At 45.4% G+C, this 18,807-nt stretch carries 11 protein-coding genes; 10 read left to right on the top strand and 1 reads right to left on the bottom strand.

Annotation, left to right across the window (positions count from 1 at the left end; all coding sequences use genetic code 11):
• Window positions 1-2: 2 nt before the first annotated feature.
• The 6 genes from RT717_RS13345 (at window position 3) to RT717_RS13320 (ending at window position 7,357) form a co-directional block, all read left to right on the top strand.
• A complete protein-coding gene (locus tag RT717_RS13345; protein ID WP_317492237.1) occupies window positions 3-380 on the top strand; it encodes an endonuclease domain-containing protein in 378 nt (125 codons plus the stop codon).
• Between the two features lie 898 nt (window positions 381-1,278).
• On the top strand, window positions 1,279-2,742 hold the full coding sequence (locus RT717_RS13340) for a class I SAM-dependent DNA methyltransferase (RefSeq protein WP_317492236.1): 1,464 nt from the start codon (window positions 1,279-1,281) through the stop codon (window positions 2,740-2,742).
• Entirely contained in the window at window positions 2,739-4,085 is a 1,347-nt protein-coding gene (locus tag RT717_RS13335; RefSeq protein ID WP_317492235.1) for a restriction endonuclease subunit S, read from the top strand. Before RT717_RS13340 ends, RT717_RS13335 begins: the two co-directional genes overlap by 4 nt.
• Window positions 4,082-5,680 (top strand): AAA family ATPase, encoded by a 1,599-nt coding sequence (locus RT717_RS13330; RefSeq protein ID WP_317492234.1) that lies wholly within the window; start codon window positions 4,082-4,084, stop codon window positions 5,678-5,680. The genes RT717_RS13335 and RT717_RS13330 overlap by 4 nt, the downstream gene beginning before the upstream one ends.
• Window positions 5,664-6,443 (top strand): HNH endonuclease family protein, encoded by a 780-nt coding sequence (locus RT717_RS13325; protein WP_317492233.1) that lies wholly within the window; start codon window positions 5,664-5,666, stop codon window positions 6,441-6,443. The genes RT717_RS13330 and RT717_RS13325 overlap by 17 nt, the downstream gene beginning before the upstream one ends.
• Complete coding sequence (locus RT717_RS13320) at window positions 6,443-7,357, top strand: DUF5655 domain-containing protein (protein ID WP_317492232.1); 915 nt, start codon at window positions 6,443-6,445, stop codon at window positions 7,355-7,357. Before RT717_RS13325 ends, RT717_RS13320 begins: the two co-directional genes overlap by 1 nt.
• 293 nt (window positions 7,358-7,650) lie before the next feature.
• On the opposite strand, the gene RT717_RS13315 is transcribed toward RT717_RS13320, so the two are convergent.
• Window positions 7,651-8,115, bottom strand: coding sequence for a hypothetical protein (locus RT717_RS13315; protein ID WP_317492231.1), 465 nt, complete (start codon window positions 8,113-8,115; stop codon window positions 7,651-7,653).
• A gap of 1,255 nt (window positions 8,116-9,370) precedes the next feature.
• Between RT717_RS13315 and RT717_RS13310 the strand changes: the two genes are divergently transcribed.
• The 4 genes from RT717_RS13310 (at window position 9,371) to RT717_RS13295 (ending at window position 18,718) form a co-directional block, all read left to right on the top strand.
• Window positions 9,371-9,799, top strand: a complete 429-nt coding sequence (locus RT717_RS13310) for an HU family DNA-binding protein (protein ID WP_151997326.1) — start codon at window positions 9,371-9,373, stop codon at window positions 9,797-9,799.
• 1,039 nt (window positions 9,800-10,838) lie between these two features.
• Window positions 10,839-14,420, top strand: a complete 3,582-nt coding sequence (locus tag RT717_RS13305) for a glycoside hydrolase family 19 protein (protein ID WP_317492230.1) — start codon at window positions 10,839-10,841, stop codon at window positions 14,418-14,420.
• The gene (locus tag RT717_RS13300; RefSeq protein ID WP_317492229.1) at window positions 14,417-15,160 is read left to right on the top strand and encodes an SH3 domain-containing protein; all 744 of its coding nucleotides are present in this window, start codon (window positions 14,417-14,419) and stop codon (window positions 15,158-15,160) included. Before RT717_RS13305 ends, RT717_RS13300 begins: the two co-directional genes overlap by 4 nt.
• A gap of 330 nt (window positions 15,161-15,490) precedes the next feature.
• Window positions 15,491-18,718, top strand: a complete 3,228-nt coding sequence (locus RT717_RS13295; protein WP_317492228.1) for a caspase family protein — start codon at window positions 15,491-15,493, stop codon at window positions 18,716-18,718.
• Window positions 18,719-18,807 lie beyond the last annotated feature (89 nt).

The following is an 18,807-nucleotide window of genomic DNA, read 5'->3' as shown; positions in this document are numbered from 1 at the left end:
CTGTGAAAGATGACCGTATATACAACCGACCGGTATTAAAAGGCTACAGAAAGCAACTCCGAAATAATTTAACGAGTGCAGAAGCCACATTATGGAACTACCTTAAGGGCAAACAACTGGAGGGCAGGAAATTCAGGAGGCAATTCAGTGTCGAAAATTATATCATAGACTTCTATTGCCCCTCAGAAAGACTGGCAGTAGAATTGGACGGTGCAGGCCATTTTACGGAAGAAGGATTGCTGTACGATGAGGAAAGGACTAAAGTGCTGAATGCTCATGAGATAAGAGTAATTAGGTTTGAGAACAAGGAAGTGTTTGAAGCAATTGAGCATGTTTTACATGCCATAAAAAGCAACTTTACCCAACCTCCTCACCCCTGATCTGCGCAGCGAACTATCCGCTAGCAGCTCAGCTGCTCCCCTTAGTAAGGGGAGCTGTCCGCAGGACTGAGGGGTTTGTTTACCTGTCCGCAGGACTGGTAAAATTAATCACCCAGCTGTCCGAAGGACTGAGGGGTTTGTCTACCTGTCCGCAGGACTGGTGTTAAACCCAGCCGCCGTGGTGTAAAAAACAAACCACCCCGGCCGATGGCCACCCCTCCTCACAAGGAGGGAAGTGGCATCCGGCTCCGTAAGGTGGTTCAGTGGTAAAATTGAATTGAGAGTACTTATTAACGAATAGAAAGAGATAATTTAAATGATTAGACAATACCTAAAACCTTTATCAACTGAAGTAGCAGTGCTACCGCCACCAGACCTGCGCAGCGAACTATCCGCTAGCAGCTCAGCTGCTCCCCTTAGTAAGGGGAGCAGTCCGAAGGACTGAGGGGTTTGTCTACCAGACCGCAGGGCTGGTGTCAAACCCAGCAGCCGTGGTTTAAAAAACAAACCACCTCTGCCGCTGGCCACCCCTCCTCACAAGGAGGGGAGTGGCATCCGGCTCCGTAAGGTGGTTCAGTGGTAAAATTGAATTGGGAATACTGATTAACAAATAGAAAGAGATAATTTAAATGATTAGACAATACCTAAAACCTTTGTCAACTGAAGTAGCAGTGCTACCGCCACCAGACCTGCGCAGCGAACTATCCGCTAGCAGCTCAGCTGCTCCCTTTAGTAAGGGGAGCTGTCCGAAGGACTGAGGGGTTTGTCTACCTGTCCGAAGGACTAGTTAAAAGCCACTTGGTTTGTCTACCAGGCCGCAGGGCTGGTCTCAAAATCCAGTTCCGGAAGGTGGTTACGTAATAATAAAAGTAAGTGAGTTTCAAATGAACGAAAATAAATGAGTGCTGAACAAATAGCCAAGAAACTGTGGGACCTGTGTAACGTACTTCGTGACGACGGGGTCACCTATCACCAGTACCTCAACGAACTTACCTACATCCTCTTTCTCCGCCTCTCCGAGGTGAAAAAGTTTGACCAGGACATACCAGCAGAGTACCGCTGGTCGAAGTTGAAAGGGCTGACAGACAACAAGGAGCTGTTTGATACTTACCGTGACCTGCTGGCCAACATCAGCAAGCTGTCTACCAACGCAGCCATTACCGAGATTTACACCAACGCTTCCACCACTCTGCGCAAGCCGGTGAACCTGCGCACCCTCATCACCAGCATTGACCAGATCGATTGGTTTGAAGACAGGGAGAAAGACAAGATCGCCACCATTTACGAAGAGCTGCTCGAAAAGAACGCTGGCGAAAAGAAAAGTGGCGCCGGGCAGTACTTTACTCCCCGGCCGCTGATTAATGTGATGGTAGACCTGATGGCCCCCAAAGTAGGCGAACGCTGGAATGACCCCGCTGCCGGCACCTTTGGCTTTATGATTGCCGCCAATGAGTATCTAAGGGAAAAAACCGACGACTATTACGACCTAAGCCAGAAGGAAAGAGACTTCCAGATCAACGAGGCCTTCACTGGCTGCGAGCTCGTGCAGGACGCCCACCGCCTGGCCCTCATGAATGCCAAGCTGCACGGACTGGAAAGCCCCATAGTAATGGGCGACTCCATGTCGGAGCTGGGCAAAACCTTCAAAAACTACGACGGCGTGCTGGCCAACCCTCCCTTTGGCACCAAGCAGGGCGGTGAGCGCCCCAGCCGTGACGACTTTACCATCCGCACCAGCAACAAGCAGCTCAACTTCCTACAGCATATTTACCGTTCCTTAAGAAAGGACACCGGCACGGCCAGGGCAGCCGTGGTGCTGCCTGATAATGTACTGTTTGAAGATAACGACGGCCAGAAGATCCGCCGTGACCTCATGGACAAGTGCGACCTGCACACCATCTTGCGCCTGCCAACAGGCATCTTTTATGCAGCTGGTGTAAAAACCAACGTGCTCTTCTTTACCCGGGCCAAAACAGAAACCGGCAACACCAAAAGGGTATGGTTCTACGACATGCGCACCAATGCCCCCAGCTATGGCAAGCGTACCCTCTTTAGTAGGGAGGCCTTTGATGGTTTTGTGAAGGCTTACACCGGAGGCATTGGGCTGGAAAAAGTGGCAGCCGACTACGACGGCACCATTGACGAAGAAAAGCGCAAAGCCGTAAAAGACCCCCGCTGGCAGGTGTTTACCAGGGAGCAGATAGCCGCAAAGAATGACTCACTGGACATTGGCCTGATAGAAGATGAGAGCATGAGCAAAAATGGCGACTTGGGAGAACCGATTGATATTGCAAGAGAGACAATCAAAGAAATCGACGAGATTCAAAGCGCATTGAAGGAAATGGTGAAGTTGTTATCATGACGGCAAATAAAATTCCAAACAATTGGTTATTAACCCATCTAGGAACAGTAGCGAATGTTGTGACTGGAAACACTCCATCAAAATCGCATGAAGAATACTATAATGGAGACATACCGTGGGTAAAGCCTGGAGACATTAATAAATCGTCAATAATCTACGAGGCTGCGGAGAGCCTGTCGACTATCGGAGGGAAGTATGCTAGAATAATTCCCAAGGGATCTGTAATGGTCACTTGCATTGGAAATTTAGGCAATGTTGCAGTCGCAGGGAGAGACATGGCTACGAATCAGCAAATTAACAGCCTCGTAGTAAATCATGATTCTTTAAACTCGAAATACGCTTACTACTGGTGTCTGACACTTAAACCCTGGCTCGTAGAAAATTCGACTTCCACGACAATTTCGATGGTGAACAAGTCAAATTTTGAGAAAGCGCCAATTTTAATCCCTCCCCTCACCGAGCAGCAACGCATTGTGGCTAAGTTGGATGCGCTGTTTGGTCACCTGGAGGCACTGCGCACCCGCCTCGACCGCATCCCCAAGCTACTCAAAAACTTCCGCCAGCAGGTGCTTACTCAAGCAGTGACGGGGAAGCTGACGGAGGAGTGGAGGCAAACTGCCTTGGAAAAGGGGGATGGGCCTAATGAAAGTAATGCTAATCCCTTTGTGATTCCAGGAACTTGGAGATTTAAGGAGCTGTCCAAGTTGTCTAATAGTCTAAAATATGGATCATCATCAAAATCTCAAAATGATGGCAAAGTGCCAGTTCTCCGAATGGGAAATCTCCAAAATGGAGAGATTGATTGGGCTGATCTAAAATTCAGTGTTGATGAAGATGAAATAGAAAAGTATTTATTGAAAGAAGGTGATGTCTTATTCAATAGAACAAATAGCCCTGAATTAGTTGGAAAAACGTCCATTTTTAGAGGAGAGCAAAAAGCATTATATGCCGGCTATTTGATCAAGATTGAAACAACGAAAGAACTAGAATCTGAATATTTGAATTACGTTTTAAACTCTCACTATGCCAAAAAATGGTGTTGGGAGGTAAAAACGGATGGTGTTAGTCAATCTAATATAAATGCAAAAAAGCTTGGAGCCTTTTTAATTCCACAACCATCACCTAAAGAACAAGCTCAAATCGTTAAGAAAGTAAAAGAGTTGCTTAGTATCGCTGATCGCATTGAATCCCAATACCAATGTCTCAAAGCCAAAATAGACACCCTGCCCCAGGCTGTCCTCACAAAAGCATTTAAAGGGGAACTGGTACCCCAGGATGAGAATGATGAGCCCGCAGGTGAACTACTAAAAAGAATCAAAAAAATGAAAGGAGTGCGGGTATGAAGATCAAGCAGCTTTGGGTCTCAAAATACAAAAACTTAAAAGATTTAACCCTTGAGTTTAATGATGGAAAGTTGATATCCTTACTAGTTGGGCAAAATGGATTTGGGAAGTCTAATCTTATTGAAGTTTTAGCCCTAATATTCAAATCATTATATAGGTTTCAAACACTCGCTGAAGCAAAGAAATGGTCTGAGAACAATGATTTATTGGAATATGAAATTGAATACGATTGCAAGAAAAATACTGTTCGAGTAGCTTGTAAGTATGATGTATTCAAAGTTGACATATTGAGCGACAAGTCCTATGAAACAATCAGTTTCACTCAGTTTCAAAAAGAAAGAAAAGCATTTCTGCCAGATTATGTTCTGGGTTATTATTCTGGCAATAGCCCACGTTTAAAAATACTCTTAGAGGATATTGAAGATAAAGAAGCGGAAAAACTAAAAAACTTATCAAGAGGTGGAAAGGATGATGATCTACCTTTAAGATCCTTTATTTTTTGTGAGCCGCATCACAGCGAAATCCTGCTGTTAACACTTATCTTTTTCAGTAAAACAAAAAAGTATAAAAAATCAATTAACACACTTCTAAAGCAGTACTTATTAATTGATAGAGTAACCGGTTTTGAAATTCAATACAATAACCCGGATTGGTCTTTAGAATTTGGGGGGCAAGATTATTCCTTAAATAGTCTCATAGATAACTTGATCAATAAAGTACCATTCCCATTCTGGCACCTCAAGGGGAAGGTGAATTCCTTGTTACATTATTTGAATAATCAAAATGAAGATGATCCAAAGATGATTCATCGAGAATCCAAAACCGATCCTCTTTTTAAGTTTCGCGAAGATTCGGTTAATGAATTATTGCTATTTGACAATCTTAATATTGGATCAATTCAAGACACGATTACCGATTATTATAAGAAACCAAAAGATCTATTTGATGCCTTAGATTCAAGTGAAATTGTAAAAATAATTGATTCAATAAAGACTGAGGTTTCAAAGAAGGATGCTGGTTCGCTTGTCAGTTTTAGCAATTTGAGTGAAGGCGAACAACAGCTGATTACCACAATAGGTCTAATTATCATTTTTTCAGAATACGATACCTTATTCCTATTTGATGAGCCAGATACTCATCTCAATCCAAAATGGCAAAGAGATTATATCAGTATAATTAAACAATTCATGCCTCCAGAACATGCAGATAATAGCCATCTTATTGTAGCAACACATAGTCCTTTACTAGTTCAAGCTGCGGATGAAAATTCTGATTTATTCCTTTTTAGACTATCTGATAACATGAAAAAGATAATTGTGGATTATCATGATACAAGGGTTCTAAATTGGAGAATTGATCACGTACTATTAAGTAAGTATTTTGATTTAACCAGTACTAGGCCAAAATCACTAGATCCATTCATGAAAGAGAGGGATGAGTTACTCCAAAAAGTAAAATTGGACAAAAAGGACTTGGAACGAATTCAAAAATTAGCTGATGATTTTGACCAATTCCCTACTGGTGAAACCCTTACTGACTTAAAGGTTTTAAGAAAAGCTTTTCAATATTTCAAAGAGAATGAGACCGATAACTAGAGAGAGAAATCCTCCTGCGGTTGTTTATGTGCAGAATGCGCATATACACAAGGGCGCTCAAAAATGGAGGGTGTGCACTTTGAATGTTTGTCGGGAATACGATACTGATCCAACAGTTTTTGATAATGGTGACTATAAGTTTACTTCTGAATTTGGGTATAAGGAATACAGAAATAGTCTTTTAAATACCATAGGAAAAAAATGTTGCTATTGTGAGAAGCCAATTGCAGAAGGAGAAATAGAGCATTTCAGGCCTAAAGCAGGCTATAAAACTGGAAGAAATTCACCTTTAATCCAACCTGGGTATTATTGGCTGGCTTATCGATGGGATAACATGCTTTTGTCATGCGATGAATGCAATGATCAGAAGCGAAAAGGGAATTTGTTTCCGTTGCGAAATGAAGGCTCTAGAGCAACCAATCGATCCATTCCAATATCACAAGAAGATCCAATACTGATAGACCCTTCAAAGGAAGATCCCAATAACCACATCACATTTAACCTTGAAAGACCTATAGGGCTTGATAACCGTGGAAACGAAGTAATTGAAATATTCGAACTTAAGACTCGTGGTGACTTGGTAGATGAACGACTTGGGAAAATTAGAAACTTTAGTTTAGCAAAAAAAATATCGCAGTTGAGGCCTGGTGATTTTACCCAATCTGAAATTAACGAACACAAAACGTATGTTAAAGAGTATAAAGACCCAAAGGCTCCATTCTCAGGAATGATCTGTGAAAATATTAAAAGGGGGATATTATAATGGACTTATACAAACTCAATAAAACCAAACTGGAAGAAGTAAAGAATGTCCCTTTTCAATTGGAAAAGGATATACAATCATTGGTTGAAGAAAACATTCAGGTACTCTTCGGGCTCGAGTTCGTCAAGACTGAGTTCCAATTGAATGGCCTAAGAATCGACACCTTAGGGTTCGATCAGCAATCTAAGTCGTTTGTGATTATTGAATACAAGAAGGGAAAGAGTTATTCGGTCATTGATCAAGGGTACTCATACTTGTCACTACTGCTGAACAATAAAGCCGATTTCATCCTAGAGTACCTTGAGCGAACCAATAAGTCGCTGAAGAAGGACGATGTAGATTGGAGTCAGTCAAGGGTTATTTTCATTTCGCCCTCATTTACGACCTACCAGAAGCAAAGTATTGAGTTCAAGGACTTGCCGTTTGAGCTTTGGGAAATCAAGCAGTATTCCAATGATACCATCATCCTCAACCAGCACAAATCAATGAGCCAGGAAAGTGTAAAAACCATCAGCTCAAATGACGATAGGGCAGAACAGGTGAGCAAAGAGATTGTGGTGTATACCGAACAAGACCATATCGTAAAAGGAAGACCTGAAATTCAGGAACTCTACCAAACGATAAAGGACAGAATATTGGAACTAGGAGATTTTGAATTAAGCCCAGTGAAGCACTGGATTAACTTCAAGTCAAACAAAAAGTACATAACCGATATTGAAATTCAGAAGAAACAACTGAAGGTAAGAGTTAACTTAAAATCCGGCAATTTGGATGATCCTAAAGAAATGTTCCGTGATGTGTCAGATATTGGACATTGGGGAATCGGAGACTACGAAGCCGCCATTGGCACAAATGACGATCTGGATTATCTAATGAGCCTGGTGAAGCAGGCTTATAGATTTCATTTTAAGTAAAATTAAGTATCGCTAATTGTGCTTTTTCGGTGATGTGATTTAATCGCAGGGTGTTAATCTCTTTGATGAGGATTGTTCTGAGCAGCTGAAAGCCTCGAATATTGTGCTACAATCCGCCGAAGTCAATCTAAAGACAACATTTGACAGGGAAGGTGGTGGAGATTTCAAAAATCAGCACACACTCAATCACTTTGGCTTTTAAAGCGAAAAGCCATTAACTGGCACAATCGACGTTTTCAGATTATCACTACTTAATTCAAGTAGGGCACTCATATTCTCCTCGTTAAAACTCCCTACCTCACCAAACCATTGTACCGCCCTACCACCTTGCGGGCATGTTTGATTGATTTCCGTTCCAGCCATATTGAAACACCGGTAGTAACTATGCCTGTGCCCAGCAGGGCGTACATGGGCGGCTTGTCGAATTCCTGTCGTCGGGTGTTGAGGAGCAATGCCGCGCCGGCAAAACCAATCAGGAAGGCGCCAGCAGCGCTGGTAATTCGGGTGGCCTTGTGGGTCTTTTGGTATTTGTAGTAGCTGTTCATGAGCTGATGGTCGTTGACCTCCCTGAATTTGAAATGCATGTACGACAGGTCGGTGAAAGGCTCGGCCCTGTAAGTGAAGTAGAATGTCATGGGCTTGTTCACAAGGCCGAGGGTATCACCTCGGATAGACTGGCTGCTGGCAGTGAAGCCAAGCCCGATAAAGCAAACTAATAGAAGGAAAGAAAGATTTTTTACGTTGACTGGTCGGTTCATTTGCCTGACGGATAGGTTATGTAACAGTTATGAGTTGGTAATATATAAAAATCGTCATAATTGTCACTTCCGGTGATAATTTATTCGATGCTGTGAGCGGACTGGCTTTTCTACCAGGAGAAATGGTTTAATCCTATTACATATCGCAGCCAACAGGACTGTTTTACCAGTCTTGCCCACTATTCCGGTCAATGATTTCTCTTTCGCAGTCCCCACCAAAACCTGCCTCTATTGCCAGGAATCGAACTTTTCAAACCCTGGTGGGTGTATTGCGCTTATCCGCCTCATGTATAGCGCTTATTCGTTGCAGGTCTTGCTGTTATTCGTCTCGTGTTAAGCGCTTATGAGGGGGTGAGACAAGCGCTTATCAGGTACCCACACAAGCGCTTATCAGGTACCGGCATAAGCGCTTAACACATAGTGGCACAAGCGCTTGTCTCCGGAGGGCCGAAAGCAGCCAGTCAAAAACCCGACTATTGAGATCTGGTGAGTAGCGCAATTATCACGGAAAAGTACAATTGTAATGGGGGAATGATCGTTCAATGGCAGGTGGCGAAAGTAGAACGTGAGCTGATGAAGGTTGTCAACATGCGAATAGCCAAATGCAAACGATTGTAATCAATCTATTCAATCTAAAATGCCGGGTGTTTAAACGGGAGGAGAGCTGTTTTGGTTGGCTTAAAAGAGGGGTTTTTCTTATGATTCCTAATAAAATTATAAATTGAAAAAATAATAGAAAAAAAATCAGTATTTGGTACTGTGAAATTCATTTTTGGCACCAATATTGAATTAGAATTTAGCGTACACAAGGAGTAAGAATCACTTCCGCTGAGGCCTCAAACGAACCACTTTTCACTCCAGGAAAACCGGCCGGATTTCCAAAATCAATTACCGTTTTATCTTTTGAAGTAGTGCATTTTGCCTTTCCTTCTGTGGGCTCGCCGGGTATCGGGATGCTTTAGAAGACCAGGTCATCGGAGTCATCCTCTTAGAACATGCCCGTGTGGGAGTTCACATAGCAGGAGGAGTAAAATTGGCACACCCTTCACAGGCTGAGACACAGTTCAATGTTGTTTAGTTAAGAGCATTTTACCCTTTTATCCCTGAAGGGGCATGCTAATGGTAATTCATCACCCTTTAGGGGCGCCCGGCTTAGGGGAGGGGTAAAAATAGAATTGGGAGACCGAACCTCTTAACTAAACGATGCAGAAAAGCAGTTTTAAATCATTTGTTTAACCATTTAAATTTTAAAGTCATGTCTATCTTATATAAAGCAATAGGTCGTACCCAGCCGGGAGTGGCTGGAGGAGGACAAATCAAGTACTACGCTGGCATCAAAAGAGAGCGAGAAGTTACACTGAGAGAAATGGTGCGGGAGATATCGTCTCGAAGCACCGTGACTACCGCCGATGCCATGGCAGTGATCGAGAACTTTCTCGAGTTGATACCCAAGTTTCTGCGCAATGGTCGCACAGTGAACCTGAGTCAGCTGGGAAGCTTTCGGGTGAACATCAGCAGCAAAGGCTACGACACGCCTGATGAGGTGGGTAACTACAGCATCAAGCGCAACAAGATCAGCTTTTTGCCCAGCGCAGAGATGAGGGAAAACATGGGTACAGTGAGGTATACGAAGTACACCGAGCTATCAAGCACCCTTTTGTCGAACGAACCTGACGAAGAATGATCAATCACCAAAGGTGTAAAAGCCCAACCTAGAATCCCGCAGGCAGCTGCGGGATTTTTTTGTGCCCAATTAAAGAGGTTACTCTGTGCGCTCCTGCAAGTAGTAACCTCTTTAATCCCAACGTGAAGCATTAAAGAGGTTACTCTCTGCTCTCCAGCACGGGATAACCTCTTTCATCGGCCGGGCCGAAGTGAAGGGATAGTGAAGGGCGTGGCAGTTAGCAACTTACCTTTGCTCTTTACCTGGGGAGGTTTTTTATATGCCGTACCTACGGCACTCGCTCTGCTTTCCTTCCTGGCTTTTGGCGTTACCGCCATGTCGTCCCTAGCGGGACTGGTGGGTTGCTATGGCTGGCCATCTGCGAGCCCTGAGCCGGGCACCCCTGAAAGGACCCGGACGGAGTGGAATATCCCTGCGAAAGGTGCCAGCCCTTCGCACCAAAGCAGGCACGCCAAGGCGATACTTTATATACCGTACCTACGGCACTTGCTCTGCTACCTTACTCGGCTTTTTGGCGTTACCGCCATGTAGTCCCTAACGGGACTGGTGGTGTCAATACACTTCACGGACTTCCTGGCATCCTTTGCGCAGCCCCTCTCCACGCCGTCATTCCTGACGCAGCGCCAGCGGAGATCAGGAATCTCCAATATAAAGTGATTGTTAGTGTAGCCACATCTTGCAACGGCCTCACCCGGCCGGGCATATGCAAGCCCTGGGCCGGGCACCCCTAAGCCGGGCACCCTAAGCCGGGCGCCCCTGAAGGGGCCCGGAAGAACGTCATATCTATGCGAAGGGCCGCCACCCTTCGCACCGAAGCACCATTACCCCAAAACCCCACCTGCCGTTCTTTGCACTACTTTCTTCCTCAAAATCCAACCCCCATTTGCAAATAAAAAATAAGTACGTATTTTAATATCTCATTATATTATTTCAGCCTAGAACCTATTTTTAGCCGGATGAAGTCAGTTTTACAAGGGGTTTCGTATAAATCATTTTTTAAAATAGCGGGATACTATCTATTAATTTTATCTCCGATGGCATGATATCGAAGGTATATAGCCCTGCATTTTACCTGATTTTATGGGTGCTTCTGTTGGTAATTGTTCCTGAAAGCCATGCCCAGCAGCCTTCAGTCTCCCCACAAGAAGGCGACACCCTCGACAACGTCACCATATCGGAGGCCGAAGCCCGCAACATCATGAAGGGGCTGTTTGACCTGCCCCGGCTCACGCATTCCCTAGCCCTGGGCCGCATTGCCAAAGACGAGCGCCTCACCGCCTTCACCGACGGCTTTATGCAGCGCAACAATATCCAGGTGCTCACCATCGGCTATATCGACAGTGATGAGTTCTGGCCCAGGATCTTCCGGCAGCAGCGTCTCAACAAATTCAACAAGGCCGACAACGACAACCTGCTGGCCGCCAAAATCATCTTTGTGCCTGCCTCCACCGAAGGGCCACCCACTGGCTACACCACCCGGCTGGAGCTCACGGGCAAAACATCGACGGTCTATGAGCTGCTCAGCATCAGTCAGGCGGAGGTAGATTCCATTGCTGCCTCCACCAGTCAGCAGCAGCTGGGCAACGCCACCTTCGCCACGCCCAACGAGGCCAAGGAAACTGTGGTGAGTGCACTGATAGCGGCGCTGCAAAGGGTGGAGCTCAAAGCCTCTCCACAGGATGCCCTGGCCCTGGTGACGTTTCAGGCAGCTCCACCAGGTGAAGACGGCCTGCCGACTTACGGATTTGACCAGATGGTGTACGAGCAACTGGCAACTGATTACCCCACAGCGACCATAGCTGGCCAAACAGTGCGCACTGCCTGGAAGTCGATGAAAAGCAATGCACCGGATAAGGTAACAGCCGTGGCGGCGGGCAACGTCACACCTGTCTTCCAAATGGATGGTGTAGCCCTCACCGCCACGCCAGGCAATGCCAATACCTATAAAGTGTCCCTGATGGGCGCCAGCGACGGCACCACCGGAGAGTTGTTGGCGCTTACGTCGTCTGACAATGGCCTGACCATGGGTCTGCTTAATACCATTAGCTACGATGAGGAAATCATTAACGTAAAGATCGTTCCCATTAACGAAGCGGGTACCAATTTCAACCTGCTTGGCTTGCAGCAAAAGCTCAACACGATTTACCAGCCCGCAGTCGCTTCCTGGCAGGTGCAGGTGCTGGCCAATGTAACCCTGCCTGCCACCTGGGACACGCCCACACCCGGCCTCGCCGACAGCGAAACCGGCATGCTCTCCAACTACACCGGCGAGATGAACGACCTCATCAAAGCCTACCTGCAGGGGCATGACAGGGACAAGGATGCCTACTACGTCTTTCTGGTCAACAAAGCCGAAACGCCCGGAAAGAAGGGGTATATGCCCCGCAAAAAGCAGTGGGGCTTTGCGTTTACCGACGTGCACGGCACCAGCGACGATGCGTTGGCCAAAACGATTGCCCACGAGTTGGGCCACGGCGTATTTAGGCTGGAGCACACCTTCAGCGAAAAAGGACTGCCCCAAAGCCAGACCAACAACCTGATGGACTACACCCCCATTGGCACCGCCCTCTACAAATACCAGTGGGACTACGTGCACGACCCGGTAAATGTGGTGACGTTGTTTGATGATGATGAGGAGGGGGCGATGGATTTTTGTTTTTGGGCGAAAAGCTTATGGAATTTCAATGCTTTGTTTGGAGAAGATCATGTATTGACTCCCTATATGCCTATTTACAATGAAATTAAAAACAACTTCAGTAGTTATTGGGACACGTCTGAAAAGTTGTTCGAAGAATATCGCTTTGGAGATGACAAAATCAATAATCTTCCATTATTAACAAATAGTAATTGGACGGTTCGGAATGCTACGCACTACAAAAAGACAGACTCTACGTTTTTTGTTGACCACGCCATCATGGCAATAGTGAACCGGTCAAGTGAAGGGATCGCTCTTCATAAGGAGGGAGTAACACTTGCAAATATCGAACTGGAAGGAAAAGAGTATAAGGTAGCTGCATACTCTATGGAAGATTTAATTCATCCAACGTATGTTCGAGTTGAGGAGGTTTGCGATTTGGTTGACAATGAATATGTACAAGTTTATCATGACGAGGGACAATCATTCATTACGTTTTTGGACGATGGAGTCCCCGAATTGGTGATTCAGATTTTGACCGAAGACGAAGACGATGTTGAGGTTTGGCTTGAGTATTTGGGAATATTTGTAAAGGAAGAGTCTAATTGGATTTCTGTAATTCCGCCGTTTTGGGAAAATTGGAGCTGGGATGGCCCAATGGAAGCATTGGACGATTTGTTAGGCAGCGAAGCGGAGGATTCTTTTAAGTATATCGTTTCTGACAGCAGGGCAATAATTAGAATGAATGATTCATCGTTTGGCCCGATAACACCGGAACAGATAATCTCTCTCGGGGAACAGGCAATTATTATTGATACCGTTTTGAATCAACCAGGAAAGCTCTATGGCAGGATTGTTGTTAAAAGTTCTTCCGATACATTAATAACCAGTTTAGGAAATCTAACTGAAGTGGTTGCAATGGACGAAAAGGAATTTACTATGCGAAAGGACTATGTTGCAATTGTGCTTCCATACTCAGCTAGTTCGACTAATTTCAAGTATACGAAAGATATGAAATTCATTGCCTACAAGTTATGTGGAGATTTCTTAAAAGTGAAGGACAAAGGCTCGGCAGTCGAAGGACATTGGATTCCTAAATTCATGGCGGGCAGTGAACCAGAGTTTCCAATTACGAAAGATCAATTGGTTCAAATTTTTCCAGGAGTTGATACAGCCCGAGTTTCAGAAGTTGTAAACCTGATAAATGAATACAGTAATGATTTTGAGATAAATACAGCAACCAGGATGTCACACTTTTTGGGACAAATCGGAGGCGAAACTCAATTGACCTCCTTATTGGAGGAGTCTTACAGTGAGAGCAATATGATTTCTAGTAGTAAAACACGAACTTGCAGACTATCGAATGGTATCTATGTTTTAAAATATTGCGATTTGTTTGTAGGATATAATACTAATAATTCTAGCAGTTGTCCATTTCCATTTTGCGAATCAAATATTGAAATACCTTCAAATCAAACTTATCTGGAGGGTACTGTAAGGTATGTTAATAAGTCCTATATGTCAGACAGTTTGGATTTGTCTGCGAAATCGAGTTATACAGAAAATAGACCAAATAATTTGAGTTTTTTCGATTATGTATATGCATGCCAGCTTGGAAACGGAACTATAGACTCGCACGACGGAAGAAGGTTTAGAGGGCGGGGTTTCATTCAACTGACAGGTCATGACAATTATCAAGATTTTCAAGAAATATGGAATAAGACATATGGAACGTCGAACCCAAAAGATTTCATTTGCAGGTCTGTAGAATGCGATCAAAACTTGGAGGATATTAATACCAATGTGGAAATAGCAATGCTAGCTGCATTTGCATATTGGCAGGAGAGTAGCACAAATGTTATAGCCGATGGAGGCACGAGCAATTCAAATATAGATGCCGTTACACTCAACGTAAATGGGGCATTTCATGGTAAAATTCAGAGGCGAACTATTACGAATAACGCAATAACAATACTAAGTCAATGATAAGAATACTGTTGATTCTGCTTTGTTTTGGACCAATTCATCTTGTTTTTAGCCAAGAAGGAATCAAGCCCAGCTTGGGCAGATTGCAAGGGTTGTGGGAAGGTTCATATAATGAACAAGTTTTTGGCTACCTTTTGGTTCACGACAATCAATGTCTGTCAATTATTTCTGGTGAAACTGAAGACGATGTTAGCGTTTTTAGTCGACCTTTTGGATATCTTGGTTTTTGGGATGATATGGGAGGTCAAAAGCCAGAAAAAGTTTCAGATTTGACTAACGAAGGTCGGAAATTGTTGTTTTTTGAATTTGAAGGATTCAGCTTCGATTCCGAAGAAAACTTAGCAAAGCCTACAAGAAGCTGTTTTATCACGATGAATGAAAATGAGCCGAGCTCAGATTCGATTCCCAGGTATTTTCATTTGTCTTGTCGGGGACAGCCAGACATATATTCTAAAATAAAATATCTACCATTGTCAGTCTTAAATGGACTTCGAAAAAATGACGTGGACTGGGAGAAATACGAGAAATTTTTATCGAAAATCGATTCTTTTAGCGTGAGAGTGGTTTCTGAAAAAGCTTATATTTTTTCTGAACCAGAAGTGGCTACGAAAATGTACCTCATAAAAAATGACGAGGCCGAACTTCTGGAGGAAAGAAATGGGTGGATTCTTGTTCGTTATTTTGGCAAAAAAATTATCGATGGTTGGGTTAAGAAGTCTGATTTGATTACTATTCAATAGTGATTTTTCTTATCCCCAAGATTATCAAAGAAAATTAATATCGTAGTGCCGCATTCGTTCCATGTTGGGTCTCATCAATTGGAGTAACGAACTATCGCCCCTATCGGGGATAGAGATAGCTCCTTCAATAAGTATCCCTTGAAAGAGGTCCACCCTGCACACATCAGGCTTTGACTAAGAGGGATGGAATGGACTGTCTTACTCAAAGCCATCTCCAAGAGACTCTGCAAGAGCAAATACCCGCCCTCCACATACAACTTCCTTTCATCCCCTGCCGCTTCAACCCTTCAACTTTAGTAACTTGCCACATCTAGATGACAATACGAATCCATGAAGCACTTTTTAGCCTCTTCTTTGCTGTTTTTCCAGTTCTTTGCAGCGATTGCCCAAAACCTCCAAACAGTCATCCAGCAAGGCCATGAGTTGGCCGTGCTGAGTGTCGCACAAAGCCCTGATAGTAGTTTGGTGGCCACGGGCAGCCGGGACAAAACGGCCAAGCTCTGGGAGGTATCCACGGGCAGGGAAGTGCGCAGCTTCCTCGGGCATACCGGTAGCGTCAATTGCATCGACTTCTCTGCGGATGGCCAATACATGATCACCAGCAGCGGTGACAAAACAGCCCGTATTTGGGAGGTGGCTACAGGCAAAAGCAGTTTCACTACCCCGGTGGAAGCTAAATACCTTACCGCCGTCGCTTTTAGCCATGATGCCAAATACTTCTTTACCGGAGGCTATCCCAACGAAGCACACCTGTGGGATTTAGAGACGAAAAAGATAGTTCAGTCCTTTAGAGTAAATGCAGACCAGGGCCTCGGCTATGGCATCAATGTGGCTTTTTCAAAAGATGGCAAGTGGCTGGCGATAGGAGAGGACAACCGAACGGCCAATGTGTACAGCACAGCTACCTGGGAGAAGGTATACATGTTCGATCAGGCAGAGGGCTGGTGCGGGGGATGTGCTACCTGGGTAGCTTTTAGCGCCGACAGCAAAACCCTGCTGGTAGCATCCAACAAAACGGTCGTAAGAAAATACAAGCTTTCTAACGGAGACTTGATTCAAACCTATGGCGATGAGGTGGAAGAGCTTTCCGGCGTTGGATTTAGTAAGAACGGCAATGAAATTTGGGTGGCTACCAAATCAAGCGTCATCATTTGGGAGAATCAGTCAGGGAAGCTTGTGAAGGAAATAACGCCGGAAACAGAGACGGAAATCAATGAAGCCACACTGGCCGCCAACGGCAGTCTGCTATTGGCATGCGACAACAACACCGCCTACCAGCTCAATATCAAAACCGATCAAATTCAAACAACCCTCACCGGGCTGCTCAACCAGCGGGACAAAGGCGGCATTACTTACGACCCCAACTCTTACTGGGACTCGTACATTGCCAAATACATCAGGTTCAAAAATGAGCTGATGCTTTCCAAAGATGGCACGGAGCTGATCAAGGGCAAGTTTGGCACCAAGGTAAAGCGGTGGAACATCGCCTCAGGCAAAACTGTCATGGAGTACAAAGGCCATGAGAAAGCGGCTCTTTGCTATGACCTGACGGACAATGGCCTTACCATGGCTACAGGTGGCGGCGATGGCCGAATCATCCTCTGGAACGTGGCCACCGGAGATACCCTTCGCATCATCAAAGCCCACAGAGAGCCCATCTTCGATGTGAAATTCAGCAACGACGAAAAGCATCTCATCTCCGCCAGCTGGGACGCCACCATCAAGATCTACGACATAGCTACTGGCGAGCGGGTGAACTACTACGACTTCCAGTCCAATTCGGTCTACAACCTGCTGTTTCACCCCACAGACTTGTATGTGTTTGTTGCCCGACTCGACAATTCGCTGGCAATGATTGAGCTGGACACGCACCTGCCCGTCCGGACGTTCGTTGGCCACACCGATATTGTTTCTTCAATGAAGCTGAGCCCCAATCAGAAAGAACTGCTCACAACGAGCTGGGATGGTTCCATCCGCATTTGGGACATTGCCACCGGCCTGATGACGAAGAAGCTGACGGGCCACGTAGGCCCGGTACACAAAGCGATCTTCAGCCCTGACGGAAACCTTGTTTATTCTGCCGGGGCCGACAGGGTCATCAGAGTGTGGGACTACAACACTTCTTTACAGGCAAAGACATTTGAAGGCCACACCGCCGAAGTCACTTCCCTGCTGCTGGGGAACGACAACAAAATGCTGATTAGCCATGCCCTGGACGGCACCACTAAATTTTGGGACCTGGCCTCAGGGAAAGAGTTTTTTGAGCACATTCACTTTGGTGCCAATGAATGGATGGTGAAAAACCCGGAGGGCTACTTCAACGGAACAGACGAGGCGAGAAAGCATATCCACTTTGTTGATAAAACCACCACCTATTCCGTGGATCAGTTTTTTGAGGAGTTCTATCGCCCTGACCTGCTACCGCAGATTTTTTCGAACAGGGGAGGGTCAGGCAACCTTAAAAACATCCAGACCAAGCTGCTGAAATCTCCTCCACCTACCGTAAAAATTGCTGCGCTGCCAGCCGATGATGCCACCAAAGCCGAAGTGTATGTTAAAATGATTGACAATGGCGGTGGTGTAAGTGAGCTGAGGCTCTTTCACAACGGCAAACGCATGTCGTTGAACACGCAGGGCCTTAGCTACCCTTCCGGCAAAGACAGGAGCACTACTTACCGTCACACAGTCGACTTGATAGGGGGTGCTAACACTTTCGAAGCCAGGGCCGCTAACAATGACAATATTGAATCGGCGGTGAGTAACGTTGAGGTAGTGGCGGATCATTCTTCGAAAAGTGCCACCTGCCATATCCTGGCCGTGGGCATCAATAAGTACCAAAACCCCAAGATGACGTTGAACTATGCCCGACCCGACGCTGAGTCGTTCAGTAGCATGATTGACGACAACGGCACATCCCTTTTCAAAGAAATCAAGCTGCACACGTTGTTCGATGACCAGGCCTCGAAAGAAAACATCATCAAAAAGCTGGATGAGCTTAGTGCTGTAGTACACCCCGAAGATGTGTTTATTTTCTATTATGCCGGTCATGGCAGCATGGTCGACAATAGTTTTTACTTTATCCCCACAGAAAGCCTTAGGCTCTACGACGTCTCTTCTTTGAAAAAGAACGCCATTGAGGCTAGTGAGCTGCAGGAACACCTGAAAAGTATCCATGCGCTGAAGCAGCTTATTGTGATGGATGCCTGTCAGTCGGGTGCGTCCATAGAGCTGTTGGCCACCCGTGGAGCTGCGGAAGAGAAGGCCATTGCACAGCTTTCCCGCAGTGCGGGCATTCATGTAATGGCCTCGGCTGGCAGTGAGCAGTTTGCCACCGAGTTTGCTGAGCTGGGCCATGGTCTGTTTACCTACCTGCTCATCACCGGCCTGCAAGGCGCAGCCGATGGTGCACCCAAAGACGGCAAAGTCACGATCTACGAACTCAAGTCTTTCCTCGACGACCAGGTGCCCGAGCTCACCCAGAAGCTAAAAGGCACACCGCAGTATCCTTATACCTTTTCCAGAGGGCAGGACTTTCCCCTGGTGATTCGGAAGGAGTAGGGCTCTACTAATTGCCGCAATCAACCTTCCAAAGAGTCGTTTTTACACCCTGTAACTTACTAACAAGTGTGGCTCCTTTGTAGACAAAA

The organism is Imperialibacter roseus (assembly GCF_032999765.1).
Classification (GTDB): domain Bacteria; phylum Bacteroidota; class Bacteroidia; order Cytophagales; family Cyclobacteriaceae; genus Imperialibacter; species Imperialibacter roseus.
Note: the sequence above shows the minus strand (reverse complement) of the source record. Positions and strands in the feature narration are given on the sequence as shown.